Origin of the sequence: Collimonas arenae (assembly GCF_001584165.1) — a bacterium.
GTDB lineage: Bacteria > Pseudomonadota > Gammaproteobacteria > Burkholderiales > Burkholderiaceae_D > Collimonas > Collimonas arenae.
On sequence record NZ_CP013233.1, the window covers coordinates 1,019,306 to 1,046,006 of the forward strand.

Annotated in this window: 25 protein-coding genes and 2 pseudogenes; 12 read left to right on the plus strand and 15 right to left on the minus strand. The window is 57.1% G+C overall.

From position 1 onward, the window contains the following. Nucleotides 1-81 precede the first annotated feature (81 nt). Complete coding sequence (locus tag CAter10_RS04745) at nucleotides 82-1,206, plus strand: glycosyltransferase family 9 protein (protein ID WP_061532503.1); 1,125 nt, start codon at nucleotides 82-84, stop codon at nucleotides 1,204-1,206. Here CAter10_RS04745 and CAter10_RS04750 read toward each other — a convergent pair. The 10 genes from CAter10_RS04750 to CAter10_RS04795 all read right to left on the minus strand — a co-directional run bounded on the left by CAter10_RS04750 (nucleotide 1,166) and on the right by CAter10_RS04795 (nucleotide 10,483). Then, entirely contained in the window at nucleotides 1,166-2,260 is a 1,095-nt protein-coding gene (locus tag CAter10_RS04750; protein WP_061532504.1) for a glycosyltransferase family 9 protein, read from the minus strand. The genes CAter10_RS04745 and CAter10_RS04750 overlap by 41 nt on opposite strands. Nucleotides 2,261-2,364: 104 nt before the next feature. Next, on the minus strand, nucleotides 2,365-3,336 hold the full coding sequence (locus CAter10_RS04755) for a glycosyltransferase family 8 protein (RefSeq protein WP_061532505.1): 972 nt from the start codon (nucleotides 3,334-3,336) through the stop codon (nucleotides 2,365-2,367). Nucleotides 3,337-3,352: 16 nt separating this feature from the next. After that, nucleotides 3,353-4,816: a ribonuclease G gene (gene rng / locus CAter10_RS04760; RefSeq protein WP_061532506.1), complete on the minus strand. Its 1,464-nt coding sequence runs from the start codon at nucleotides 4,814-4,816 to the stop codon at nucleotides 3,353-3,355. After that, entirely contained in the window at nucleotides 4,813-5,433 is a 621-nt protein-coding gene (locus CAter10_RS04765) for a Maf family protein (protein ID WP_061532507.1), read from the minus strand. The genes rng and CAter10_RS04765 overlap by 4 nt, the downstream gene beginning before the upstream one ends. Nucleotides 5,434-5,530: 97 nt before the next feature. Then, nucleotides 5,531-6,001 (minus strand): 23S rRNA (pseudouridine(1915)-N(3))-methyltransferase RlmH, encoded by a 471-nt coding sequence (rlmH, locus tag CAter10_RS04770; RefSeq protein WP_061532508.1) that lies wholly within the window; start codon nucleotides 5,999-6,001, stop codon nucleotides 5,531-5,533. A 24-nt stretch (nucleotides 6,002-6,025) separates the two neighbouring features. After that, nucleotides 6,026-6,655 carry a ribosome silencing factor gene (rsfS, locus tag CAter10_RS04775; protein WP_061532509.1) on the minus strand — a complete coding sequence of 210 codons (630 nt, stop codon included), beginning with the start codon at nucleotides 6,653-6,655 and terminating at the stop codon, nucleotides 6,026-6,028. Beyond that, nucleotides 6,656-7,324, minus strand: a complete 669-nt coding sequence (locus CAter10_RS04780) for a nicotinate-nucleotide adenylyltransferase (protein ID WP_061532510.1) — start codon at nucleotides 7,322-7,324, stop codon at nucleotides 6,656-6,658. It abuts the gene before it with no gap. Between the two features lie 13 nt (nucleotides 7,325-7,337). Further along, nucleotides 7,338-8,282, minus strand: coding sequence for an oxygen-dependent coproporphyrinogen oxidase (gene hemF / locus CAter10_RS04785; RefSeq protein WP_061532511.1), 945 nt, complete (start codon nucleotides 8,280-8,282; stop codon nucleotides 7,338-7,340). Nucleotides 8,283-8,471: 189 nt separating this feature from the next. Then, nucleotides 8,472-9,746, minus strand: a complete 1,275-nt coding sequence (gene purD, locus CAter10_RS04790; protein ID WP_061532512.1) for a phosphoribosylamine--glycine ligase — start codon at nucleotides 9,744-9,746, stop codon at nucleotides 8,472-8,474. Nucleotides 9,747-9,757: 11 nt separating this feature from the next. Continuing rightward, complete coding sequence (locus CAter10_RS04795; RefSeq protein ID WP_061532513.1) at nucleotides 9,758-10,483, minus strand: YebC/PmpR family DNA-binding transcriptional regulator; 726 nt, start codon at nucleotides 10,481-10,483, stop codon at nucleotides 9,758-9,760. Between the two features lie 101 nt (nucleotides 10,484-10,584). On the opposite strand from CAter10_RS04795, the gene CAter10_RS04800 reads away from it, so the two are divergent. From CAter10_RS04800 to CAter10_RS04815, 4 genes are all read left to right on the plus strand, one after another. Next, nucleotides 10,585-12,090, plus strand: coding sequence for a helicase HerA-like C-terminal domain-containing protein (locus tag CAter10_RS04800; RefSeq protein WP_061535164.1), 1,506 nt, complete (start codon nucleotides 10,585-10,587; stop codon nucleotides 12,088-12,090). 242 nt (nucleotides 12,091-12,332) lie between these two features. After that, nucleotides 12,333-13,244, plus strand: a complete 912-nt coding sequence (locus tag CAter10_RS04805; protein ID WP_061532514.1) for a DMT family transporter — start codon at nucleotides 12,333-12,335, stop codon at nucleotides 13,242-13,244. Between the two features lie 64 nt (nucleotides 13,245-13,308). Next, nucleotides 13,309-14,283, plus strand: a complete 975-nt coding sequence (locus CAter10_RS04810; protein WP_061532515.1) for a quinone oxidoreductase family protein — start codon at nucleotides 13,309-13,311, stop codon at nucleotides 14,281-14,283. Nucleotides 14,284-14,290: 7 nt separating this feature from the next. Further along, on the plus strand, nucleotides 14,291-14,470 hold the full coding sequence (locus CAter10_RS04815) for a hypothetical protein (RefSeq protein WP_061532516.1): 180 nt from the start codon (nucleotides 14,291-14,293) through the stop codon (nucleotides 14,468-14,470). A 103-nt stretch (nucleotides 14,471-14,573) separates the two neighbouring features. Here CAter10_RS04815 and CAter10_RS04820 read toward each other — a convergent pair whose 3' ends face one another. Together CAter10_RS04820 and CAter10_RS24135 are read right to left on the minus strand one after the other, a co-directional pair. Next, complete coding sequence (locus CAter10_RS04820; RefSeq protein WP_335340190.1) at nucleotides 14,574-15,020, minus strand: DUF4136 domain-containing protein; 447 nt, start codon at nucleotides 15,018-15,020, stop codon at nucleotides 14,574-14,576. Continuing rightward, complete coding sequence (locus CAter10_RS24135) at nucleotides 14,957-15,205, minus strand: hypothetical protein (protein ID WP_335340191.1); 249 nt, start codon at nucleotides 15,203-15,205, stop codon at nucleotides 14,957-14,959. Before CAter10_RS24135 ends, CAter10_RS04820 begins: the two co-directional genes overlap by 64 nt. Nucleotides 15,206-15,713: 508 nt before the next feature. Between CAter10_RS24135 and pepN the strand changes: the two are divergent. The 4 genes and pseudogenes from pepN to CAter10_RS04840 all read left to right on the plus strand — a co-directional run bounded on the left by pepN (nucleotide 15,714) and on the right by CAter10_RS04840 (nucleotide 20,808). Further along, nucleotides 15,714-18,423: pseudogene (gene pepN, locus CAter10_RS04825) on the plus strand (aminopeptidase N). Between the two features lie 70 nt (nucleotides 18,424-18,493). Beyond that, a complete protein-coding gene (locus tag CAter10_RS04830; RefSeq protein ID WP_061535165.1) occupies nucleotides 18,494-19,495 on the plus strand; it encodes a class 1 fructose-bisphosphatase in 1,002 nt (333 codons plus the stop codon). 149 nt (nucleotides 19,496-19,644) lie between these two features. Continuing rightward, nucleotides 19,645-19,929, plus strand: coding sequence for a hypothetical protein (locus tag CAter10_RS04835; RefSeq protein ID WP_061532517.1), 285 nt, complete (start codon nucleotides 19,645-19,647; stop codon nucleotides 19,927-19,929). Between the two features lie 321 nt (nucleotides 19,930-20,250). Then, a complete protein-coding gene (locus CAter10_RS04840) occupies nucleotides 20,251-20,808 on the plus strand; it encodes a DUF2726 domain-containing protein (protein ID WP_061532518.1) in 558 nt (185 codons plus the stop codon). A 41-nt stretch (nucleotides 20,809-20,849) separates the two neighbouring features. On the opposite strand, the pseudogene CAter10_RS04845 reads toward CAter10_RS04840, so the two are convergent. The 3 genes and pseudogenes from CAter10_RS04845 to CAter10_RS04855 form a co-directional block, all read right to left on the minus strand. Further along, nucleotides 20,850-22,252, minus strand: a pseudogene (locus tag CAter10_RS04845) (GGDEF domain-containing protein). Between the two features lie 291 nt (nucleotides 22,253-22,543). Continuing rightward, complete coding sequence (locus CAter10_RS04850) at nucleotides 22,544-23,149, minus strand: pyridoxamine 5'-phosphate oxidase family protein (RefSeq protein WP_061532519.1); 606 nt, start codon at nucleotides 23,147-23,149, stop codon at nucleotides 22,544-22,546. A gap of 123 nt (nucleotides 23,150-23,272) precedes the next feature. Then, complete coding sequence (locus CAter10_RS04855; RefSeq protein WP_061532520.1) at nucleotides 23,273-24,127, minus strand: PhzF family phenazine biosynthesis protein; 855 nt, start codon at nucleotides 24,125-24,127, stop codon at nucleotides 23,273-23,275. A 210-nt stretch (nucleotides 24,128-24,337) separates the two neighbouring features. Here CAter10_RS04855 and CAter10_RS04860 point away from each other — a divergent pair, with 210 nt between their 5' ends. From CAter10_RS04860 to CAter10_RS04870, 3 genes are all read left to right on the plus strand, one after another. Next, nucleotides 24,338-25,336 (plus strand): M14 family zinc carboxypeptidase, encoded by a 999-nt coding sequence (locus CAter10_RS04860; RefSeq protein WP_061532521.1) that lies wholly within the window; start codon nucleotides 24,338-24,340, stop codon nucleotides 25,334-25,336. Then, nucleotides 25,329-26,084: an alpha/beta fold hydrolase gene (locus tag CAter10_RS04865; RefSeq protein WP_061532522.1), complete on the plus strand. Its 756-nt coding sequence runs from the start codon at nucleotides 25,329-25,331 to the stop codon at nucleotides 26,082-26,084. Before CAter10_RS04860 ends, CAter10_RS04865 begins: the two co-directional genes overlap by 8 nt. Nucleotides 26,085-26,187: 103 nt before the next feature. After that, nucleotides 26,188-26,619 carry a universal stress protein gene (locus tag CAter10_RS04870; RefSeq protein ID WP_061532523.1) on the plus strand — a complete coding sequence of 144 codons (432 nt, stop codon included), beginning with the start codon at nucleotides 26,188-26,190 and terminating at the stop codon, nucleotides 26,617-26,619. The last annotated feature ends 82 nt before the right edge of the window (nucleotides 26,620-26,701 follow it).

The window sequence follows — 26,701 nt, forward strand, 5'->3', positions numbered from 1 at the left end:
AATCTTGAGCTCCATTGCTAGAGATCGCGGATCCAGGGATCTTGGCCAACACCAAGCGACACCAGAAAACCACAAAAAATCATGACAGCACAACTTGTTCCGAGCGAAACGCTGAATAAAGCCGACAAGATATTGTTCATCGCGCACCTTGCGCTCGGCGATTTCACCTATCTGCAGAATTGTTTCCAGGCCTTTGCGCAAGCTTTTCCGCATCTGAAGATCCACATCTGGGTGGATGAAGTGCGGCGCACCGATAATGCAGCGGCATGGCCTTACCTGAAGAAATATGCGCTGTATGACTGGCTGGCGGAATGCCCGTTTGTCGCCAAGATTTATCAGCAGACATATAGCCCGGCATTGTTTGAACAGTCGATTGCCGAAGCGCAGCAGCAGGATTATCCGCTGGTGGTCTCGCTGTCGACCTTGCGGCCGCCGATGTATGCCACGCTGGCGCGGCAAATCAGCCCGCGCGGTTTCGTCGCCGGCATGAAGAAGCCTGCCGGTATTCTTGCTTTCAACAAGCGGCGTGCTTATCGCAAGCTGGATGTTGCGCTTGATCCGGATGGCGGAGTGCGCGCAGGCATGCATATCAGCGACGTTTATGCCGGATGGTTCCAGCAATTGTTTGGTATCGTCACTACGCCTGCTTCGCGTTTCCCATTTGTGACTATTCCTGCGCAATGGCAGCAATATGCCAGGGATCAGTTGAAGGAGTGGGGCTTCAAGTACCAGGACCAGCCGTCATCGACTGAAGGCAAGCTGCTGTTCATCAATCCCTACGCCAAGACCAAGAAACGCTGCTGGCCGCTGGAGCGCGTAGTTGAATTAGTGGCTGCGCTGAACAGCATGGAAGCATGGCGCGGCGCGCATTTCATCGTCAACGTCGTGCCCGAAGAAATGGCGAATGCCAAGGCATTCTTCGAGCAGCATGCGCCGGGCCAGATTCGCTTGTTCAGTGCGCAGGAGAACTTCTTCCAGCTACCGGCAATGCTGCTGGAATGCGACCTGATCGTCTCGGTTGAAACGGCGGTGATGCATCTCGCTAATGCGGTTCACGTTCCGGTGGTGGCCCTGATGCGCCAGAAAAATCCTGAATGGGTGCCGGTTGACCGTGAGCACAGCGTCGTGATCACGGCGGCGAACCGCCGTGATTGGGTAAAGGCGATTACCGTAACGCAGGTGACTGAAGTCTTGAATCGGCAATAGACAAGTCTTCGGCGTTTTCCGTTTTTTCTGCCATTGCTTCCTGACGCCATTGCAGGACGATATCGGCGACCGTTTCCGGCTTGATATTCTCCATGCAGGCGCAGCTGTCGGCTTTGCTATCTACGCAGCCGGCACAACTTACCGGCAGCGCTAATGCCTGCGCACGACGCCCTAGCGGCGCCCAGCGGCCCGGGTGCATCGGCCGGGTAGGCGGAAACAGGCCAAGTGTGCGCTGGCCTATCGCGGCTGACACATGCAGCGGACCGGTGCCGCTAGCAATCAGGCCATCGGCTCCCTTGATGAACGAACTCAACTGATCCAGCGTGAAACGGCCGCATACATTGCTGACATTTGGTTGTTGCAATAATTCAGCGGCATGTTCTTCCAGCCACTTTCCTTCCGCCGGACTGCCTGTCAGCCATACGCGGACATCCGGATATTGACCCAACTGTTTGGCTAGCGCCGTGAAATGACTGATCGGCCATTCGCGTCCGTGACCGTTCGACTTGGTGTGCAGTATCAGGTTGAACGGATGCGCCTTGAACAACTGGTCAATTTCAGGAACGTGGGGAATATCGAAGTCGTAGAGCTTGATGATTTCCGGCAGGTCGGGAATGGTATTGAGACCGAAAGGGCGCAGGAATTCGAAGTTGAACTGGGCTTCGTGATGCTCCGAATTACCCTTCTTGAAACGTACCCGGCGATTGCAGTACAGCATTTGATACAGCTTGTGGCGTGCATTACCGATGCGGTTGCGGATGCGTGCCTTGAACGCGATGACTGCCATGCGCTTGAGCGGTTGCGCCAGGATGATGGTATCTACGTTGGCCTTGGCAAAATAGGCGGACGGATCCTCCAGGAAGCCTTCAAGCTCCACCACTTCGTCGATGCTACGGCAATGCCTGACTATCGGCGCCGCATAGCCGCGGCACAGGAAGCTGATTTTGAGCGCCGGAAAATGCTGCTTCAGGTAAGCCGCAATCGGCAGCGTAAGGATAACGTCGCCGATATTGTCGGTACGGGATATCAAGACATGCGAACTGTTTATTGCCATTTTTAGATCGGTGGAAGCTGTATAGGGACAATGCGTTGCTGAAATTGTAACCGGACGCCAGGGCGGCCGGTGCAATTCTCACTTCCGGTTACCCGTTTGGGCGATTATCTTGCCGCAAGGTATTTCATGTACCACTTGAAACTGTCGAATACTTGCCCACGTTTCATCAGGAAACGGGAGAACATCCGCATCTCCTTGTAGTTGCGCGGCGCTTCGTCGAGCGGCAGGTCGGCCCAGGGCGACAGCGCGTGGTATTTGGCGAACAGGTCGCGCGATGCGTGCAGGCACCAGTTGTTCCAGGGTTTGACGGCGCCGGCAAAGTGGATAAAGACGACCGGGCCGATATCGCGCATCTGGCGCTTGTCTTTTTCCAGGTCGTGGATCAGGTCGTAGAGGAAATTCCACTTGCGGTCGATGTACTTGACCTGGCCTTCCAGCACCACATTGAGTGCGTCCTGATCCGGGAAGCGGTAATCCTTGCCGTTTTCCAGGATCGAGTGGATGGTCTTCTCGGTAATTTCCCTGGATAGCCAGGTATCGACGTTCATGTACATGACGCCGGAATTGAAATATTTCTGCGATGACAGCTGCAAGGCTGCACAACGGCGCCGGGTGGTCTCGTCGGCGTCCGGCACGACGATCGCCGCGTTGTCGCCAAAATCCATCTGCAGCAGCTCCGCCATGCTGCCGACGCACAGGATATCCGCATCCAGATACAGGACCTTGTCGGTCATGCCTTTCAGTGTCGACGGAATCAGCAGTCGCGTGAAGATCGTCGGTGAATAGTAGGAGAACTGCGAGATGTGCGCAAACGGCTGGAACACTGCTGGATCGATAATGTGAATGTGCGTCTTCAGATCGTAAATGTCTTCCAGCTTCTTGAAGCGCTTGCGGTTGTCGTCGGACAATGCAAAGGCGAATACATGGAAAGTGAACGTGACACCCGGGCTGTTATCGATGATCGAGGTGATCGTTGCACCCATGCTGCGGCAATAGTGGTCGTCGACGCAGAAAGCGATATGGAAAGACGCGTCTTTTGCCGGTGTTGCGGGAACTTGATCTGAAGAGCTGTTCATTTGTCTATTCAAAACCTTACATGAGAATGATGTCGTATTGCTCTTGCGGGTAGGTTGTTTCCACCTGCAGCGAAATCGGCTTGCAGATGAAGTCGCCCAGCATGGCTAGATGCTGCGATTCTTCTTCCAGGAACATGTCGACCACCACTTGCGAAGCCAGGATGCGGAACTCGCGCGGATTGAACTGTTTGGCTTCACGCAGCACTTCGCGCAATATCTCGTAGCAGATGGTGCGCGCGGTCTTGACCTGGCCCTTGCCATTGCAGGCAGGGCAGGGTTCGCACAGGATATGCGCCAGCGATTCGCGGGTGCGCTTGCGGGTCATTTCCACCAGGCCCAGCGCGGAAAATTCCGATACCGATTTCTTGGTGCGGTCGCGCAGCAGGGCCTTGTTCAGTTCCGCCAGTACGGCGCTCTTGTGTTCGGCATTCTCCATGTCGATGAAATCGAGGATGATGATGCCGCCCAGGTTGCGCAAGCGCAGCTGGCGCGCAATGGCATGCGCCGCTTCCAGGTTGGTCTTGAAGATGGTGTCGTCGAAATTGCGGCCGTTGACGAAGCTGCCGGTGTTGACATCGATCGTCGTCATGGCCTCGGTCTGATCGACGATCAGGTAGCCGCCGGATTTGAGCGGCACGCGGCGACTCAGGGCTTCCAGTATTTCTTCTTCGACGCCATACAGGTCGAACAGCGGACGTTCGCCGGTATAGTGCATCAGCCGCGCGGTGACCGACGGCGTGTAGCTGGCAGCGAATTCCTGCAGCTTCACAAAATTTTCGCGCGAATCGACCTGGATCGTGGTGGTCTCATCGTTGACGAAATCACGCAGCACGCGTTGCGCCAGGCTCAGGTCCTGGTGCAGCAGCGTCGGAGCCGGCTTGGATTTGGCCAGCTGGGTGATTGACGACCAGGTCTTGCGCAGATATTCGATATCCATTTGCAGATCGGCGTCCGGCGCATCTTCCGCCATGGTGCGGATGATGAAGCCGCCTTTTTCCTCGGGCGGCAGCAGCTTCTGCACCTTGCTCTTCAACAGCTCGCGCTCGGCTTCGTTTTCAATCCGCTGTGAGATCCCGATATGCCGGTCTTGCGGCAGATATACCAGCATGCGGCCGGCGATCGAGATTTGCGTCGATAGGCGCGCGCCTTTGGTGCCGATCGGGTCCTTGACCACTTGCACGGTGAGCGACTGGCCGTCGTACAGCAGTTTTTCAATCGGCGTCTGCTGCGCTGCCTGGCCATCGTGTGAGCGGGTTTCCCATATATCGGCGACGTGCAGGAACGCGGCACGCTCTAGCCCGATATCGATAAAAGCCGACTGCATGCCCGGTAGCACGCGCACCACCTTGCCCAGGTAGATGTTGCCGGCCAGACCACGCGACAAGGTGCGCTCGATGTGCAATTCCTGTACGGCGCCCTGGAAGATCAGCGCAACGCGGGTTTCCTGGGGAGTGATGTTGATGAGGATGTCTTCGCTCATAGAATGCGGATGCCTGCCTGTTGTAATAGTTGCGCGGTTTCGAAAAGGGGCAAGCCCATGATGCCGGAATGGCTGCCACGGATGCTTTCAATGAAAATCGCTGCCAGTCCCTGGATGCCATAACCGCCCGCCTTGTCGTAAGGCTCGGAGGTCTCGCAGTAAGCGTTGATCATGGCGTCGCTCAATTCCTTGAATAGGACATCGGAAACCTGCGTGAGTTGCCAGGATTGTTCGTGGTGGATGACCGCAACGCTGGTCAGGACCTGGTGCGTGCGGCCCGACAGCAAGCGCAGCATCTCGACCGCTTCCTGTTTGTTGGCCGGTTTGCCAAGGATCTTGCCGTCAATGGTGACAGTGGTGTCGGCCGCGAGGATCGGCCTTGCCGGCAGGCTGCGCCAGATCATCATCTGGTGCGCCGAGCGGGCTTTTTCCATCGTGACGCGAGTGACATATGCCTGTGGCGCTTCGTCCGGCAATACCTCTTCGCTGACATCGGGGCCGCGCGGCGTCTGGTCGCGCAGCAGCAGTAGTTCAAACGCTACGTCGATCTGTCGCAGCAGCTCGCGCCGACGTGGACTTTTCGAAGCAAGATAGATTTTCTGGAAAGGATTTTTCATTGCTGGCTTTACGGCAGATATGTCGTCGAATGTTTCCAGCGATTATTACAGAGATACGGGGCTACCGGGGCGGTATTACCTGCTGAGAACCACCAATTTAAACGCGATGATAAGGGTGGTTCTGGGTAATCGACCAAGCCCGGTACAACTGTTCCGCCAGCAACACCCGCACCATGCCGTGCGGTAAAGTCAGGCTGGAGATGCGCAGCAGGCTGTCGGCCTTGGCTTTGAACTCGGGATCGAGACCATCGGCGCCGCCGATAATGAAGGCGACATCGCGGCCGTCGCGCTGCCATTGGGTCAGTTGCTGCGACAGCTGGACGCTGGTGAGGTCCTTGCCGCGCTCGTCAAGGGCGACGATGCGCACGCCTTTCGGCAGGACAGCCTCAATCCGGCTGCGTTCCAGCGCCATGGCGGAAGCGGCCGAGTTGCTGCCGGAGCGTTCTACGGGTTTGATTTCCTTGAGGATGATGCGGCAGTCCGGCGGCATGCGTTTCGCATACTCGCCGAACCCGTTTTCGATCCAGGTCGGCATTTTGTGGCCGACCGCAGCGATGATGAGCTGCATTGCAGAAGCTGTTTCTGCAGCAGCTTATTCAGCTGCCTTGGTTTTTGCCGGGGCGCGCTTAACGGCCGGTTTCTTGGCCGGAGCCTTCTTTGGCGCAGCAGTCTTCTTCGGTGGTACCGAGCTCTTCGCTGGCGCAACCTTGATGGTTTTGCCGACTGCTTTTTTGACGCCGTCGGTCTTGACCGGCTTCTTGCGCGCAGGCGCTTTCTTCGGGGTGTCGTCTTCCGGCTTCAAGGCTTGCGAAGTCGTCAGGTGGCGCGAAATCTTCTTCGGCGCTTCTTCTTCCGCGGCCGTGCGGGTCGAGATGCGTTTGGCGGCGCCGAACTTGACTTCCTTGTCGCCCCAGATTTCTTCCAGGCGATAGTAGGCGCGGATTGCCGGCTGCATGATGTGGACGACCATGTCGCCCATGTCGACCAGCACCCATTCGCCGGTGTCTTCGCCCTCGATACTGAGGATATTGCCGCCGTTTTCCTTGACTTTGTCGCGCACCGACGAAGCCAGCGCCTTGGTCTGGCGATTGGAGGTACCCGAAGCAATCGCGATGCGGTCGAACAAACCGGTCAGGTGAGTCGTGTCGTAGACGCGAATGTCTTGAGCTTTGACGTCTTCGAGAGCATCGATGACGAGACTTTGTAGTTTTTTGATATCCATTTAATTCTTATAGAGATGATGTTGTTCAATATAGTCCAGTACAGCCGCCGGGACCAGCGTGTCGGGTCTTTTTGCATTGTGCAGCGCGGCACGAATTTCTGTTGCTGAAATGTCTACAGCCAGATTCCTTGCCAGATAGGTCAAGCCATGCGCGCTCTGGCGAATCTGTTCCGGGGTGGCGGCGCGGCGTGTAAATTCGCGCGTGACCTCGGCCGGCACTTTCGATTCATCCATGGCGAAACCGGGGCGCGAGGCCACGCCCAGATGGGCATAGTCAAACAGCCGGTCCCAGCCTTGCCAGGTGTTCAAGTGCTGCAACTGGTCCGCACCCATCAGGAATACGATCGAAGCCTGCGGTCCCAGCTCGTTGCGTAGCGACTGCAACGTATCTATCGTATACGTTGCGGTCCGGCGTCGGATTTCCTGCTGGTCGATGACCACCGGCGCGCTCTGCAGGCTGAACGCAAGCCGGACCATCTCGACCCGCTGTTCCGCAGTGGCTTCCAGCCCGTGCTTTTGCCAAGGATTGCCGGCCGGGATGACGCGTAATTCATCTGGGGTCAGCAAGGTTACAAAATATTTCGCCAATGCAACATGGCCATTGTGCACCGGATCGAAACTGCCACCGAGAACGGCGATGCATGGCCGGGAAGTAGGATTGGATGTCATTGCGAACTGCCCATCAAATCCACTCGCGATGGACCAGGAAATCGGAATAAAGCCTGGCTTCCTGACTTCCTGCCGCCGGTCGCCAGTCGTAGCGCCACTTGACCACAGGCGGCATCGACATCAGGATGGATTCGGTGCGTCCCCCCGATTGCAGACCGAACAAAGTGCCGCGATCATACACTAAATTGAATTCGACATAGCGTCCGCGGCGATATGCCTGGAAATCCCGTTCGGTTTCGCCGTAGGGAATATCCTTGCGACCTGCCAGGATTGGCGTGTAGGCGGGGATGAACGCATTGCCGACACTTTGCATCATGGCGAAGCTCTGCTCAAAGCCCAATTCATTGAAATCGTCGAAGAAAATGCCGCCGACGCCACGCGGTTCCTGGCGATGCTTCAGATAGAAATAATCGTCGCACCATTTTTTAAAACGCGGGTAGAGCGCGCCTTTGCCATGTTCGATAGCTGCGCTGTCGAATGGTGTCAGCGCATCGCGGCAAGTACGATGGAAGTGTTCGACATCTTCGGTAAAACCGTAATACGGCGTCAGATCGATGCCACCGCCGAACCACCACACCGGCGCCTGGCCTTCTGCTGAAGCGATGAAGAAACGCACGTTCATGTGCACCGTCGGCGCGAACGGATTACGCGGATGCATCACCAGCGATACGCCCATGGCTTCCCACTGGCGGCCGGCGATTTCCGGACGGTTGGCTGCTGCCGAAGGCGGCAGGCTTTTGCCCATCACATGCGAGAAACCGACGCCGCCGCGTTCCAGCACATGGCCTTCTTCGATGATGCGCGAGATACCGCCGCCGCCTTCCGCGCGCTGCCATTGATCGCTGCTGAACGATTTTCCGTCGATCTGTTCGAGGGCGACGACGATACGTGCCTGCAAGTCGAGCAGGTAAGACTTGACGGCGTTGGCCGGGCTATCGGGAGTGACGTTTGCGCTCATCGTGCTGAAAAAAGAAGAAATAGGATGCCGGCTTGTTTGGCGTTAAAAACACGGACATGCTGACAAAAAGCCCGATAACGTCCAGGCGACTCCGTCATTCCCGCGAATGCGAGAATCCAATTTAGGCTGCAAATTGCCCCCCCGCGCTCGCGGGGGGACAGAGAAACAATTCAATTCAGCCAGACTGATTCAGGCATGCTTCTTCAATGCGCGCCAGCCGATGTCGCGGCGGAATTGGGCGCCGCTGAAATGGATCTGGTCGACCACGTTATAGGCCTGCTTTTGCGCCATCTTGACGCTGTCGCCCAGGCCAACCACGCATAGTACACGGCCGCCGGAAGTCGTCAGACGCTCGCCGGTGAGAGTGGTGCCGGCATGGAAAGTCACGCTGTCGGCGGTTTCCTCGGGAATCCCGGAGATCAAATCGTCCTTGCGCGGTGCGTCCGGATAGCCGGCTGCGGCCATCACTACGCCCAGCGCTGTGCGACGGTCCCATTCCAGTTCGATCGTATCAAGCGTGCCGTTGACGGCATGTTCCATCACCACCAGCAGGTCGGTTTTCAGGCGCGCCATGATCGGCTGGGTTTCCGGATCACCCATGCGGCAATTGAATTCCAGCGTCTTAGGATTGCCCTTGTCGTCGATCATCAGGCCGGCATAGAGGAAACCGCTGAACGGGATACCGTCCTTGGCCATGCCTTGCACGGTAGGCGTAATGATTTCACGCATCACGCGGGCGTGCAGTGCCGGAGTAACGATCGGCGCCGGCGAATACGCGCCCATGCCACCGGTGTTCGGTCCCTGGTCGTCATCCTTGAGACGCTTGTGATCCTGGCTGGTGGCCAACGGCAGGATGTTCTTGCCATCCACCATGACGATGAAGCTGGCTTCCTCGCCGGCCAGGAATTCCTCGATCACCACACGTGCGCCGGCATCGCCGAGGCGATTGTCGGACAGCATCATGTCGACGGCGGCATGCGCTTCTTCCAGGTTCATGGCCACGACCACGCCCTTGCCGGCAGCCAGGCCGTCGGCCTTGATGACAATCGGCGCACCTTTCTGGTCGATGTACTGGTGCGCAGCGCCGACATCGGAGAAGGTCTGGTATTCGGCGGTCGGGATGTGGTGCCGCTGCATGAACGACTTGGCGAAATCCTTCGAGCTTTCCAGCTGCGCCGCTTCACGCGTCGGGCCGAAGATTTTCAGGCCGCGGTCGCGGAAAATATTCACGATGCCAGCCGCCAGCGGCACTTCCGGGCCGACCACGGTCAGCGCGACATGTTCACGCTCGACAAAATCCGCCAGCGCGGCCGGATCGGTGATGTTGATGTTTTCCAGCCGTTGATCCAGTGCCGTGCCGCCGTTGCCGGGCGCCACGAAGACGGTTTGAATGCGCGGGGATTGGGCGATTTTCCACGCCAGGGCGTGCTCGCGGCCGCCAGAGCCCACTACCAGAATTTTCATATGAACCTGTATCAGTCTTCGATTACTGCGTTGCTGTAAATTTCTTGTACGTCGTCCAGATTTTCCAGGGCGTCGAGCAGTTTTTGCATCTTGATTGCATCTTCGCCTGTAAATACGGTTTCGGTGGCCGGTTTCATGATGATTTCCGCTACTTCAGCCTTGAAGCCGGCCTTTTCCAGGGCTTGCTTCAGCGCTGCAAAATCGTGCGGGCCGCAAATGACCTCGATGCCGCCTTCTTCGTCGGTGATGACGTCTTCAGCACCGGCTTCCAGCGCTGCTTCCATCAAGGCGTCTTCGTTGGTGCCGGGAGCGAACAGCAACTGGCCGCAATGCTTGAACATGAATGCCACTGAACCTTCGGTGCCCATGTTGCCGCCGAACTTGGAAAACGCATGGCGCACTTCGGCCACGGTGCGAATTCTGTTGTCAGTCATGCAATCGACAATGATGGCGGCGCCGCTGATGCCGTAGCCTTCATAGCGCACTTCTTCATAGTTGACGCCGTCCAGGCTGCCGCTGCCACGCTGGATTGCGCGCGTGACGTTATCCTTCGGCATATTGGCGTCGGACGCCTTGTCGACCGCCAGCCGTAGGCGCGGATTGGCGTCAATATCGCCGCCGCCCATGCGGGCGGCAACCGTGATTTCCTTGATCAGTCGAGTCCAGATCTTGCCGCGTTTGGCGTCGGTGGCGGCCTTCTTGTGCTTAATATTGGCCCATTTGCTGTGTCCAGCCATGATGGTTCTTTCTTGCTCTAGTTAGCTATAATCAAAGCGCAATTTTACCATATTGCCCTTTCTTGAAATCCTCTGAAATCGACCTTTACACCGGCCAAAACATGTCAAATCCTCTCCTGATAGCCAAAAATGACCGGCATGAGCTTGCGCTCCTGCCGGCCTTGGTGAACCGCCACGGCTGCATTACCGGCGCCACCGGCACCGGCAAGACCGTTACCTTGCAGGTGATCGCACAAGCCCTGTCGGACAGCGGCGTGCCGGTCTTCATGGCGGACGTCAAGGGAGATTTGTCCGGGATGGCCAAGGCCGGCGCCGCTTCGGCCAAGCTCAAGCAGCGCCTCGATTCGCTTGGTATCGCCGAGCCGCAATGGGCAGCAACGCCGGTGACCTTCTGGGATGTATACGGCGTGCAAGGACATCCGGTGCGGGCCACCATCTCCGATATGGGGCCGTTGCTGCTGGCGCGCATGCTCAATCTGAACGATACGCAGCAAGGCGTATTGCAGCTGGTGTTCAAGATTGCTGACGATAACGGCTTGCTGTTGCTGGACCTGAAGGACCTGCGGGCGATGCTGCAGCACGTGGGCGACAACGCCGCCAGTTTCCAGACCGAGTACGGCAACATCTCGGCCGCCAGCATCGGCGCCATCCAGCGTGGCCTGATCGGTATCGGAGAGCAGGGCGGTGAACAGTTCTTCGGTGAGCCGATGCTGAATATCGACGATCTGATCCAGACCGACGGCAGCGGCAAAGGCGTGGTGAACATTCTGGCAGCCGATAAATTGATGAATGCGCCGCGCCTGTATTCGACGTTCCTGTTGTGGATGCTGTCGGAATTGTTTGAGCGCCTGCCGGAAGTCGGCGACCTGGACAAGCCGAAGCTGGTGTTCTTCTTCGACGAAGCCCATCTGCTGTTCAGTGAAGCACCAAAGCCGCTCCTGCAAAAGATCGAGCAAGTGGTGCGCCTGATCCGCTCCAAGGGCGTAGGTGTGTTTTTCGTCACGCAAAATCCGTTGGACATCCCCGATACGGTCCTCGGCCAGCTGGGCAATCGCGTGCAGCACGCATTGCGTGCCTACACGCCGCGTGACCAGAAGGCGGTGCAAGCCGCCGCCGACACCTTCCGCGCCAATCCTGAGCTGAATACCGCGCAAGTCATCAGCGAACTCGGCGTCGGCGAAGCGCTGGTGTCTTTTCTGGATGAGAAGGGTCGCCCCAATATCGTCGAGCGTGCATTCATTCTGCCGCCGGCGTCGCAGATCGGTCCGATTACCGAGGATGAACGCAATCGGCTGATCGCTGCATCGATCGTTGCTGGCGTCTATGAGGCTGCGATTGATCGTGAGTCGGCCTATGAAATACTCAAAGGGCGGGCAGCTGCAGCGCCTGCAGCCAAGGGCGGCGCCGATGCCGGTGTCGATTCTTCAAGCGCCACCAGCACTGGTTCCTGGGGCAGCGTGCTGGGCGGTTTGCTCGGTGGTGGCGGTTCGGGCCGCAAGGACACGGTGGTCCAGGCCGTCGTCAAATCGGCGGCGCGCACCATCGGTTCGCAGGTTGGACGCGAACTGATCCGCGGCGTGTTGGGATCGCTGCTGAAGAAAAAATGAGCGATGACTTTAATCCGACAACCAAACGTTTCCAAAAATGCGGGCAGATTTCTTCATTGCGTTTCTCATGGATGAATAATTTCTGCAAGGTCTCACATCGCAGGCCGCACAGGCAGTATCCTCGCGCCACATCGTGATTGCCAAATCGATTGCCACATGATCAGCCGGCAGGAATTCTTATCATTCTGCCGGTTGCCGACGCGATCTTCGCATACCCATTACAATTCCATCATGAGTAATAAATGAGCAGCAAGCACCACCCGACCGGCCGCCAGATTTTTCTTGGTGGCTTGGCAATTGCCGTTACGGGCGCAATTTTGTTTTCCGCCAAGGCGATCGTAGCCAAGCTGATATATCGCTATCCGGTCGATGCGGTATTGCTGATTACGTTTCGCATGTTGTTTGCGTTGCCGGTGTTTGCCGCGCTGGCGCTATGGAAAGCGCGTACCGAAGCGCCGTTGTCGAATGCAGACCGGGTGCGAATCGTGGTGCTGGGATTGATAGGCTATTACCTGTCGAGCTTCCTTGATTTCCTTGGCCTGCAATACATTTCGGCCGGACTGGAACGCCTGATATTGTTTTTGACGCCGTCGTTTGTGCTGCTGATGTCGTTCCTGTTTTATCGACGCCGGGTGACCTGGCTGGAGTGGGCAGCGCTACTGATTTCGTATCTCGGTACGGTGCTGGTGTTCTTGCATGATGTGCGCCTGGGCGGCGCGAATATCGGCCTCGGCAGCGCGCTGGTGTTGGGTGCGGCAGTGAGCTACGCGTTGTACCTGATGTTGTCGGGCGAGCTGGTGAGCAGGGTGGGAGCGATGCGGCTGGTGGCGTATGCGATGTGCGTATCGTGCGTGGCCTGCATCCTGCAGTTCATGGTGCTGCGGCCGTTGCCGACATTGCTGCAGCAAGCGCCGCAAGTGTATGGCCTGTCGATCGTCAATGCCGTGTTTTGCACGGTGCTGCCGGTGTACCTGACGATGGTTGCGGTGGCGCGTATCGGCCCTGCAACGTCGGCCCAGGCCGGCATGGTGGGGCCCGTATCCACCTTGTTTTTGGGAGCGTTGATTTTGGATGAGCCGATTACCGCGATTCAATTGACCGGTACCGGTTTGGTGTTGGTAGGTATTTACTTGATCTCAAAAAAGAAGCAATAAAAATTCGAAAACCTGTACAAGGTTTCGCGGCAATCTGTCTTAATCATTAGGAGCGGGAGTAATCATGGCAAAAGCAATCAGGATGTTCAAAACCGGCGGTCCCGAGGTAATGGAGTATGTCGATGTGGAAGTGGGTGATCCAGGTCCGGGTGAAGTGCGGATCAGACATGTCGCCTGCGGTTTGAATTTTATCGACGTCTACTTTCGCAGCGGCTTATATCCGCAGCCGCTGCCGGCCGGCCTCGGGCAGGAAGCAGCCGGGGTGATCGATGCGGTGGGCCCTGACGTGCGCCACGTGCAAGTCGGTGATCGCGTGTCCTATGCCACTCGTCCGAACGGCGCCTATTCCGAGTTACGCGTTATGCCCGCTGCTTTCCTGGTCAAGCTGCCTGACTCCATCAGTTTTGAAACAGCTGCTGCGATGACCCTGCAGGGTTTGACAGTGCAGTATCTGTTCCGCCGCACCTTCCCGTTGCGTGGTGGCGAGACCATTCTGTTTCATGCCGCGGCAGGCGGCGTTGGCCTGATTGCCAGCCAGTGGGCCAAGGCGCTGGGTGTGACGATGATCGGCACCGTCAGTTCGGATGAAAAAGCAGCTTTGGCGACTGCCGCCGGTTGCGCGCATGTCATCAATTACAAGACCGAGAATTTTGTCGAGCGTGTACGTGAAATCACCGGCGGCAAGGGCGTGCCGGTTGTGTATGACTCGATCGGCAAGGATACCTTCATCGGCTCGCTGGACAGCCTGGCACCGCTCGGCACCATGGTCAGTTTCGGCAATGCGTCAGGCGCGGTGCCGCCGTTCAGCCTGAATGAACTGGCGTCGCGCGGTTCGTTGACCATCACGCGGCCGTCGCTGCCCAGCTATATTTCCACCCGCGCCGACCTCGATGCCGCCGCAGCGGATTTATTTCATATGGTCGATAGCAAGCAAATCAAGATCGATATCAATCAGCGTTACGCGTTGAAAGATGTGGCGCAGGCGCATGCCGATCTGGAAGCCCGAAAAACCACCGGCTCCACAATCCTGATTCCTTGAGGCAGCGATGAGCGACCCTTTGAAAGACCGGCCAGACGCCCATCTGGACAATCCGATGAATCATCCGGAAGAGCCGCCGACCGGCAGCGACGGTTCGCCCAAGTTCGGGCGTTTGCTGATCGTGCTGGTGCTGGTGGTGATCCTGATCGGGTTCATTACCTTTGCCAGCGAGTGGCTATACAGCTGAAGCCTGTAGCGAACCCAAGAACGGCACAATAAAGCGTCCAATAAAAACGGCCCGCGTTCTCACTTTGGTGAGGCCGCAGGCCGTTTGGGTAGTTAGGCTGAAGTTACAGCTTGTCGTCGACCTTCAGTTCAACCGTGTGCGGCACGCCACTTTTCCCAGGGAAATCGGTGAATGCGCTACGCACCAGATACGGCATCACCGCAGGCAGCGAATTGATCTTGCCTTCGCTGGTGACCGTGACGTCATACAATTTCTTGCCGTTGACGGCGCTGGTGATGGTGATGTTCAGGCGGCGCTGGAACAACTGGTAGTTGAAAGTGCGCTGGCCGACCACCTGCGGGCCATACCAGAACGGATCGTAGAACGGGCTATAGAAGCCAGGACGTCCCCAGCCGTAAGGGCCATAGGGGCCCCACATCGGATCGGCGACCACCGGTTCCGTTGCAAAGACCTCGCGTGAGGCAATATCGTATTTGAGCGCAACTTTCAATTGGGGCACAGCACTACCGGCCGACTGCGCGAATCCCAAGCGTTGCAATTCGCTGCCCACCAGGTTTTCATAATTCTTGTATTCCAGGTCATTTTCCTGTGCCGGGTGTGTTCGAATACGTACGACTTGTTCGGCAGGTCGGCAGGCCACTCGTTGAAGGCGGTAACGTCGCTGCGGATAACGGTAGCGCAACCGCCCAGCAACAGCATGAGTGCAGCGAAACAGAGACTGATAATGCGTTTCATTGTGATTCCTCTTCGTGGGGGGATGTGCAGAGCAATTCCGCGGTTTGCCTGGTCGGCATTGGCAGCTTCTGGCACATGTTTGGAGCATTGATTCTGTCTGGCTGCCGAGGTCAATCGACATTGCGGCTGGCCAAGAACTATTCTAGCCAAGTCTCCATGGTGTTGCTTTATGGCTTTGTCACTTTCTGTAACTGTGAGTGACGAGGGTGGCTGACAGATTGAAAGATCGTAATTTTATGATAATTTTCGGTGCTTGTGCCGATTCATCCCGCCGGACTCCTGTTTACCGTCAGATAATGGCCAAATCCTGTGAACGCGGCATTTCCATCTCAAATTGCATGAAGCTTCCGATTTTGATTGGTAGAATCACTGTCTGCCCGAATTTTTGAGACTGACCAGCCACATTTGAGCGAGTCGCCGAGCGATCACTTGGCGGGCCAGCTCAGTTGCCGACTGTAGTTACCAACCATAGTTATCAACCTTAACCGTCACCCTAACGATTACCCCTATGCGCACCGATACCTCTGTCACGCCAACCACCATACATCGTAAGGACTACACCGTTCCCGCCTTCCTGGTCGACACCGTCGACATGGGCTTCGATCTTGATCCCGCAGCGACTCACATTGCCACCCGCATCACCATGCGCCGCAATCCGGCCAGCGCGAGCAAGGAGATCGTGTTGTTCGGCGAGGAACTGGAACTGCTGCAACTGCGCCTCAACGGCAAGCAACTGAAGCCCAGCCAATACAAGCTGGAAGACGGCAAGCTGCGCATTCCATCGGCGCCGGCTAAGGTCGTGTTGGAGATTGAAACCCTGACCAAGCCAGAGAACAACACTTCGCTGATGGGCTTGTATGTATCCAACGGCAATTTCTTCACGCAATGCGAAGCCGAAGGCTTCCGCAAGATCACATATTTCCCGGATCGTCCCGATGTGATGGCCAAATACACCGTGATGCTGCGCGCCGACAAGAAGAAATATCCGGTGCTGCTGTCGAACGGTAATCTGATTGAAGAGGGCGACCTGCCGAACGGCCGTCATTACGCCAAATGGGAAGATCCGTTCAAGAAGCCGTCTTACCTGTTCGCGCTGGTGGCCGGCCAACTGGTCTGCCAGGAAGAAAAGTACACCTTGCAATCCGGCCGTGAAGTGCTGTTGCAGGTATGGGTCGAAGAGGGCAACCTGGACAAGACCCAGCATGCGATGGATTCGCTGAAGAACAGCATCCGCTGGGACGAAGAGCGTTTTGGCCTGGAACTCGACCTGGATCGCTTCATGATCGTGGCGGTCGGCGATTTCAACATGGGCGCGATGGAAAACAAGGGCCTGAACATTTTTAACACCAAGTACGTATTGGCCAATTCGCGCATCGCCACCGACGTTGACTACGCCAATATCGAGGCAGTGGTCGGCCACGAATATTTTCACAACTGGACCGGTAACCGCGTCACCTGCCGTGACTGGTTCCAGCTGTCGCTGAAGGAAGGCCTGACGGTGTTCCGCGACCAGGAATTCTCGGCCGATATGGTCGGCACCGATAGCGGCCGTGCGGTCAAGCGTATCGACGATGTGCGCGTCTTGCGTCAGGCCCAGTTCCCGGAGGATGCCGGCCCGATGGCGCACTCGGTGCGTCCTGACTCATATGTCGAGATCAACAATTTCTATACCGTCACGATTTATGAAAAGGGTGCGGAAGTGGTCCGTATGTACCAGACCCTGTTCGGCCGCGACGGTTTCCGCAAGGGCATGGATCTGTACTTCGAACGCCACGACGGCCAAGCGGTCGAGTGCGACGATTTCCGCGCCGCGATGGTCGACGCCAACGGCCGTGACCTGAGCCAATTCGAGCGCTGGTACAGCCAGGCCGGCACCCCACGGGTTCAGGTGCAGGCCAAGTATGACGCCGCCAAGAAGACGTATGAACTGACCTTGTCGCAAACCTGCGCACCGACGCCGGGACAAGCCAAGAAGCTGCCATTCCATATCCCGGTTGCGGTCGGTCTGCTCGATAGCGCCGGCAAGGACATGCCGCTGCGCTTGAGCACTGACGCCAAGGGTAAAGCGACCGCCGAGACCACCCGCGTGCTTGAACTGACCAAGGCGCAACAGACTTTCCGTTTTGTCGATGTTGCCGAACAACCGGTGCCGTCGATCCTGCGTAATTTTTCGGCGCCGGTAGTGCTGGACGTTGAGTACACGGATGCCGAACTGGCGTTCTTGCTGGCACACGACAGCGATCCGTTCAATCGTTGGGAAGCCGGCCAGCGCCTGGCGACGCGCAGCTTGCTGTCGCTGACTGCAGCAGTGCAGGATGCATCGCAGGCTGGTCACGTAGTGGCGCTGGAAGAAGTTTTGAACAATGCGGCTTCGAACAGCGATGCCTTGGGCAAGGCCTTCGGTTTGATCCTCAACGATACGACGCTCGACGCTGCATTCCGCGAGCAAGCACTGACATTGCCGTCGGAAGCGCTGTTGGCCGAACAAACCGAAGTAATCGATCCGCAAGCCATCCATCGTTCGCGTCAATACCTGCGCGGCAAATTGGGACAGGCATTGAAGGACGATCTGCTGGCGGCGTATCACGCCAACCAGACACCAGGCGCGTATAGCCGGACGCTGATGCATCCGGCAAGCGCGCGCTGAAAAATGTCGCGCTGGCATACCTGATCCAGGCCGACGATGCGGCCGCACATGAATTGGCGCAGCAGCAATACGACCACGCCAACAACATGACCGACCGCCTGGCGGCGCTGGTGGCGTTGACCAATAGCAGCGCGCCCGGCAAGGCTGCTGCATTGGAAAGTTCTACAAGGACTTCGAACAGGAAGCGCTGGTGATCGACAAGTGGTTCGCACTGCAAGCGACCGCGTATACTGCCGATATCGCCGCCATTCGCGCCTTGCTGGAACATCCGGCCTTCACGCTGAAAAACCCGAACCGCGCACGCAGCCTGATCTTCAGTTTCTGCAGCGGCAATCCAGCCAATTTCCATGCGGCCGACGGCAGCGGTTATGAATTCTGGGCAGACCAGGTGATCGCGCTCAACGGCGTCAACCCGCAAGTCGCGGCGCGCCTGGCGCGCAGCCTGGATCGCTGGCGCAAATACGCGCCGGCGCTGCAGGAAAAAATGCGCAGCGCCCTGCAACGGGTGGCGGCAGCGCCAAACTTATCGAAGGATGTACTGGAAGTGATTGGCAAAGCACTCGCCAATTGATTTTGGTTGCTTCGCCGTCATCGTGGCATACCATGCCGGCGGCGAACAGCTACAACAAAGAAAGAGCAATATGAAACGTGTCAGTCTTACGCAGCACCTGATCGAGCAACAGCGCTTGCACAACAGCATCCCGGCCGAATTGCGCCTGTTGATCGAAGTCGTGGGCCGTGCCTGCAAAACCATCAGCCATGCCGTCGGCAAGGGCGCACTGGGTGAAGTGCTGGGCAGCGCCGACAGCGAAAACGTGCAAGGCGAAGTGCAGAAGAAACTGGATATCATTTCCAATGAAATCCTGCTCGAAGCCAATGAATGGGGCGGTCACCTGGCGGCGATGGCGTCGGAAGAAATGGAGTCGATCCATCCGATTCCAAATCGCTATCCGCAAGGCGAATACATGCTGTTGTTCGATCCGCTCGACGGCTCCAGCAACATCGACGTGAACGTCTCGATCGGCACCATTTTCTCGGTGCTGAAGGCGCCGGACGGCATGAAGACGCCGACCGAGCAGGATTTCATGCAAGCCGGACGCAAGCAGGTCGCCGCCGGTTATGCAGTGTATGGCCCGCAGACCATGCTAGTGCTGACTACCGGCAATGGCGTGCATTGCTTCACGCTGGATCGTGAAATGGGTTCGTGGGTCCTGACCCAGCGGGACATGCAGATCCCGGCCGAGACCAAGGAATTTGCGATCAACGCATCCAATGCACGCCACTGGCATCCGCCGGTCACGCGCTACGTCAATGAGATGCTGGCCGGCACCACCGGTCCGCGTCAAAAGGATTTCAACATGCGCTGGATCGCCTCGATGGTGGCCGATGTCCATCGCATTTTGAATCGTGGCGGCATTTTCATGTATCCGGCCGATGCGCGTGAACCGGATAAGCCAGGCAAGCTGCGCCTGATGTATGAAGCCAATCCGATGGCCTTTATCGTCGAGCAGGCCGGTGGCGCTGCGACCGACGGCAAACAGGCGATCCTGGATATCCAGCCGGAGAAGCTGCACCAGCGCGTGCCGGTGTTCCTTGGTTCCAAGAGTGAAGTCGAACTGGTGACGCGCTACCACCAGGAGTAATGGGATGGGGCGTACACGTGCGGCCTTGGTTGCGGATCGACCGGGCCGGCGCGGGGCGTCAAGGCAGTGAGCGCCCAGTCGATGTAAAATTGCACGCCGTCGGCATCAGCTGCTTGCAGTAACGATTATTTATATACAAGAGGAACAGATTGAAAACAGCACTAATCGGAGAGAAAGACGTCCCCGAATTTGATCACGATATCATGACCAATTTGCTGGTCACGACGGTGGAATTGAACATCGTCCGGCAAGAAGAGATGTTGATCGGCATCCGCAATGCAAAACAGGAAATCTATCGCGTTATCGGCGCTTCCAGCAGCAAGCAATACAACAATGCCTCGGAAGAACTGGAAGACCTGGGTTTGAACAATGAACTGGAAGAAGCCGATCGCGCCAAGAATGGCTACGACGCAATTTTCGGTTTGACCAAGTAAGCAGGAGTTCACATCCTGCTGATGCTGTCGGCTCGATGAGCCGGCAGTGTTCATTATGACAACAAGGATTGCGTATGTCTGATCCTTGTTTCAATTCCGATCCTGTCCGAGCTCAACCGATTCCGCCGTTTTTTCAATCATCAGCAACGCTCTGGCGCCCCGCGAGTCCTCCTCATCGTTTGAATTTCCCATCTATAACAATATTCGGTAAGGCGGTCCTGTCCCTGTCCGATTAAATACGCAGAAATTGCCATTTCTGGTATTCATTATATTTCCATATGGAAATATAATGGCGGCTGTCTTCATCCAGGGAAAAGAACAATGAAAGCAATCATCGCATTGGCGGTGCTCACGATCATCATGATGGCCGTGATTGCCGTGCTGACCAGAGAGAAGCAGGCGACTGTGCAGAAGCGCCGCGAATACGTCAAGAAAAAGCCGTTATCGAACAACGAACAAGTCATGTACTGGCGCTTGATCGGGGCGCTGCCGGACCACATGGTGCTGACGCAAGTCAGTTTGGGCCGCTGCCTGGGTACCAAGGACAGCGTGGGTCTCGATACCTTGACGTCGAAGAGTCTGGATTTCGTGATTTGCGATAAAGCTAGCGATGTGGTTGCCGTGGTTGAGCTGGATAACAAGACGCACAACCACAAGACATTCAGCAAGGAAGACGAGAAAAAATACAAGGCATTGAAAAACGCCGGCATCGATATCATCCGGTGGCGCGCCAGTTCGCTGCCAAGCGAAGCCGATATCCGTGAGCGCTTCACCTTGATGGATCCCACCAAGAAATTGCGGGCGGTAAAAGCCAAAACCCATCAGACCAGCATTTTCGGAATCGGCATCGGCAAATACAGGAATACTGGCGCCGGCTGACCAGGAATTTTACGATCGCAAGGGCTGCCCGCGTAGTTGCTTTAAGCAGTGATCACACAATTGCGTCCCATATCCTTGGCTCGGTAAAGCCGTTCATCTGCTGCGCGGAATATCGTATCTATGCTAGTGCCGTCGTGGCCGAACTGCGAGACGCCGATGCTGACGGTGAGCGCCAGTTTGGGTATCAGGATGCTCTCGAACACGGCGTTTTCGGTTGCCGACCTGACCCGTTCGCCGATCGTCACGGCGACATCCATGGTGGTTTGCGGCAGCAGGATCATGAATTCCTCGCCGCCCATGCGGGCGATGCTGTCATAGGGGCGGATTGCATCTAGGCTCTGCTGCACGAATCCTTGCAGGACTTCATCGCCGATCTGGTGGCCATAATGGTCATTGATCGATTTAAAATTATCCAGGTCGAGGGCCAGCAGAGAAAAGGGCAGGTTGTCACGCTTGGCCCGTGCTATTTCAGCATCGACCCGATCAATGAAATGGCGGCGATTGGCTGCGCCGGTCAGCGGATCGGTTGATGCCAGGTGTGCCAGCATCTGATTGCTGCGTTGCAGTTCCTGGATCGCGCTTTCCGTTTTTACCATCGCCATCGCCAGGCGATTCACCATTTCTTCCTGGCTGTAGACTTTGGCGAAGGAGCGCGTTGTGTGGAAGGCCTGGATAATGCCGTAGCTGAGGAAGAAAAATCCGCCGGCAAAGATGGCATGCGCCAGCCACCACATATGATTCCAGGGCGGCCAAGGATGAAGGCTAGCGAGGATAGGCCGAACATGGTGATCGAGATTCCGAACACAGTCATCAGCGGCGAACGAATCCTGCCTATCAGCATCAGTGTGACATTTATCGCGGAAAAGGCCAGCGCGCCGCCCTCCATCGTCAACCGCACCACCGGATTGCCGGCAATCGGCGAGTAAGCCAGGATGGCAACCAGGATATTGACCAGCAGGAAGGCCGCTATCCATATCAGCCATCTGCGTGGAGCGGCGCGTTGTCCCGGGCTATCGGCTTCCTGGTTGAACGACAGCAGGCCAATCAGCAGCAGGATCGCCATCGCAAGGCGGGATGCCGGTCCGTACAGCAGGAACAGCCAGATATTGTGGTGGGCCATGCCGGTGAAGGCGCCATGCAGCGCATAGATCGCGGTAAATCCCAGAAAGGCCAGTGTCAGCCAGCGCAACAGCGGTTCACCTGACGATTGGTAGCATCGCCAGCTCACATATGTGACAAACACTCCCTCCAACGTAGCTGCGGCGATCGCCATTTCGTGGAACAGGTGGTTCTCGAATTTGAGGGCCGGGTCCTGGAAGAAGTACAGGTAGGCGATCAGGACGATGGGAGACAGGGCAAATCCTGCAATCAGCAATTTCGCGTACAGCTTGGTCACACGACGGATTGCTTCTGGCTGTTCTCCGATTTTTGTGCTCATGTCCATATGCATCCTTCGAAGCGATGATGGCTTGCTCACTGATGTGCCCAATTTGCGACAGGTTGTCAACACAGAGCATTGCTGTGGAAAACAAATTCTTACAAGCAAGGTAACAAACATTCGGGCCCGCGGGTAGGGGGGGCGAAGAATATTTCTCGGCGCAACGGCAATGGCCTTCAATCATTAATAAAACGACATGATTGCGCAGCTGTGCCCGTTGACGATTTTTCGGTTGGCGGAATGGAGTGTCTGGGTTGTTAATCAGGAATGATCACGCGTCATCGTTCAATTGCGATCTCAATATAGGCTTGCCTGGACCCGAGCGGGCAATTCGCTATCGTAAGCGTCGGCATCGAATGCACCATCCGTCAGCCGCTCGTGCATGGCCCCGGGACTGGGCAGGCGGCTGCGTTCCAGTTGCTGCGATGGGTCCCAGAGTTTTGAGCGGACCAACGCCTTCGAACAATGAAAATAAGCCGCCTCGATGTTCACGATGGTGACTGTGCGCGGCAGTTTGCCATTTACCGCAAAATTGCCCAGCATGGCCGGATCGGTGGAGATTTCCGCGCGGCCGTTGACGCGCAGCGTTTCACCGATACCAGGCACGATGAAGAGCACTGAAATGCGCGAGTCGACGACGATGTTGCGCAGTGTGTCGATGCGGTTATTGCCTGGACGGTCCGGGATCGCCAGCGTACGCTCATCCAGAATCTTGACGAATCCTGGCGCATCTCCTTTTGGGGAGCAATCGGTGCCTTCGGGGCCGGCAGAAGAAATGACGATAAATGGCGAGGCGGTGACAAACGCTTGGTAATCCTCGTTCAGGAAATCAATTTCCTTCCAGATCGCGCGTTCATGCGGTTTGCCATAAATCTCTTCCAACTGCGCGATGCTGGTAAGCATATGGATTCTCCGAATTGGTATGCGGCAATTTTACCAATGAATCACTGTCTTTCCCGGATTGCGGCGGTAGCGGCCTGTCTCTGGCGCCGGAAATGAAGCAATCATGATGAACGCAGAAAATGGCTACAGCGTAATGTTCCCGCGACCGATCTCGATGACCTTGCCGCCAACCTGGATGGTGCGCTCGGTCGTCACTGCTAGACGCAGCAGGCAAGGGCGCTGCACCGCCGCCCCTTGTTCGACCTGATATTTGAGCGGTAACGTGTAGTCGTGAGCGAGCAGCCAGCCGCCCAGGTTGGCGCAGGCCGAGCCGGTGCCCGGATCTTCTACTACGCCGCCGCCTGGCTTGGCGTAGAAATAGCGGGACAGGATCCGCCCCGGATTTTCGGTGTCGAAAGCAAACACATAAACCGTCTTGCGATCGATGCTGTTTTGCGGCCAGGCATCCAGGCGGCTACTGTCGGGGCGCGTCCGCCGCACCGCATCGAGGCTACGCAGCGCCACCAGCATTTGATCGGTGCCGGTGTCGACCCATAGCGGCGCGGCCAGCAAATCATTTTCGTTCAATCCGAGCAATGCCGCCATGTCCACTTGCGTCAGATCGGCCGCAGCGGTTTTCGGTTGGCCGGGCGCAGTCAGGGTCCAGATGTCGCCTTCGGCGCTTACCGGGACTACTCCGGCGTTGAGTTCCAGCGACAGCGTAGGACCGGTGCGAGCGAGATCACGCACCACATGTGCGGTCCCAAGCGTCGGGTGGCCGGCAAAGCGCATTTCATGGCCGGGAGTGAAGATGCGCACGCGTGCGTCGGCGCGATCTGAAGGCAGGATGAAAGTGGTTTCCGATAAATTGAATTGCAGCGCCAGGGCTTGCATGGTGGGGGCATCCAGGCCGCGTGCGTCTTCGAATACGCACAACTGGTTGCCGCTGAAAGTCGATTCGGCAAACACGTTGAGGAGGCGGTAAGCGTAGCTGGCCATGGGAATCCCGTCGTTCTGAAAGTGAGCAATTCTAGCAGGTTGACTGGGTTGCTTTCAGAGTGGATAGCATCATCTGTTTATCGACAATGCGGCGTCGAATCCCGCCGGCAAGTGGTTTTTTGTGGCGTGCGCTTGACATTGTCGCCAACTAGGCGCAAAAGTTGTCCTTGTCCCGACCCATCCACCCAACGGGACAGCGGGGGCGCCAGAATGGACTGCGATTTGCCGGAATTGATCGAGCTGGAACGCATCATGCAGGAAGGAAAACCCTACCTGGAAAGCAAGACCGTATGCGAAATTCAGATGAAAGGGCATCGTTTTCCTGTCTATGCGCTGACGATCGGCAGCAAGAGTCCGGAAGCGTCGGCGGTCGGATTCTTTGGCGGCGTCCACGGCCTCGAACGGATTGGCACCCGTGTACTGCTTTCCTTTTTGCGTAGCCTGTTGAGCCGCTTGAAGTGGGACGCGGCGCTGCATCAGCAATTGGCTTCAGTACGATTGGTCTTCATGCCGCTGGTTAATCCGGCCGGCATGTGGGACAGTACCCGCTGCAACCCGCGAGGTGTCGACCTGATGCGCAATGCACCTGTCGACGCCAGCGAGAAGGTCGCCTTCATGCTCGGCGGCCAGCGCTTCAGTTCGCGTCTGCCTTGGTATCGCGGTGTCTCCGACGCACCGATGGAGGCGGAGGCCCAGGCCTTGTGCAGCGTTGTACGGCAGGAGCTGATGAGCCGCGAATTCAGTATTGCGCTGGATTGCCATTCCGGTTTCGGCCTGAAGGACCGCATCTGGTTCCCCTACGCCCACAGCCGCACACCGATTCCGCATCTGCCACAAGTCCTCGCCCTCAAGGAGCTATTCAATCAAACTTATCGCGAACATAACTATCTGTTCGAAGCGCAGAACAAACAGTATCTGACACATGGCGATTTGTGGGATTACCTGTATCTGCAGGCGCAAGCCAGAAGCGACCGGGTTTTCTTGCCGCTGACGCTGGAGATGGGTTCCTGGCTCTGGGTGCGGGAAAATCCGCGCCAGCTGTTTTCTCGTCTGGGCATGTTCAATCCGAAATCGCCCAACCGGCTGCAGCGTGTGTTGCGCAGCCATCTGGTGTGGTTCGAGTTTCTCACCCGTGCGGCCGGCGCTCACCGCTATTGGACGCCCGATAGTCCCGGCTTTCAGCAAGAGCATGGAATGCATCATGAGTAGGTGGGTGTTCCTGCGTGGTTTGATGCGAGAGTCCCGTCATTGGGGGAAATTTCCAGACGTGTTTCGTTCGCTGGTGCCCGACGCCGACATCACACTGCTAGACCTGCCCGGCAACGGTAGCCTGCATACATTGAGAAGTCCGATGCGGGTGGAGGAAATGACCGAAGCCTGCCGTAGCCAGCTCAAGAGCCGCGCTATTGAGCCGCCTTATCATTTGTTTGCCTTGTCGCTGGGCGGCATGGTCGCTACCGATTGGGCCGCGCGCTATCCGGAGGAGGTCGATGGTTGCGTGTTGCTCAATACCAGCCTGCGCCCCGTCAGTCCGTTCTATCGGCGTTTGCGGCCGCGCAATTACCCGGCGCTGCTTTCTCTCGGCTTGCTGGGCTTGAGTCGACGCCGCGTCGAACGGCAGGAAAGCCTGTTGCTGGACTTGACCAGTAATCAACATCCGCAGCAAACAGAAGTGCTCGCTGCCTGGATCAGCTACCAGCACGACCAACCGGTCAGCCATCGCAACGCGTTGCGCCAGTTGTGCGCGGCAATTCGCTATCGTGCACCGGCAAGCGTACCGCAAACGCCGATACTGATTCTCGCCGGCGGCGCTGACCGGCTGATCGATCCTCGCTGTTCGCAGCGTCTGGCGCAGCAGTGGCAAGCGCCATTGGTGGTGCAAGAAGCAGCTGGTCACGATCTGACCCTGGATGCGGGGCATTGGGTGGCGGAACAGGTGCGCGATTGGCTGGCGTGACAGCGGTTCGTGGGCCGTAATACAAGTGATCCGAAAGAGCGCAGAATATCCCTATTGCATTGGCCGATTCCTCATGTTGGAGCGGCAATGTGAGGAGACTGCCATGTACATGAAGATTCTGGTGGCGTACGACGGCACGCCGGAAAGCAAGTCCGCCTTGCACGAATGTATCCGCATCGAACCGAATCCCTCGGCAGAAATTCACCTGCTGGCGGTGGTCCAGCTATCACCGTATGGCATGGCCGGCGGTTACGCGCCGGAAATTGCATTCACTACCAAGACGCAAATGATGCAGCAGGAGCTGGAACGAGGCCGCGAGCAACTGGCGTCCGCTGGACTGAAGGTGATCACGCACTTCAAGATTGGCGAGCCGGTCGATGTGATCGGCGCCCTGGCCGACCAACTGGGAATAGAGCTCATCATCGTTGGCCATTCGCGCCGCAAGACATTTGCTATGCGGTGGTGGCGAGGGGCGATGGATGCGTTGCTGGTGGAGAGGGTCAAGAGCAGCATTCTTGTCGCGGTTCACGCCTAGTCGTCCGGACCGTTGCTCATCGGTGACCTCCCTTAGCAGTACTTCATTTGACGAAGATAAAGTCGCAATATAGTTTTGCTAT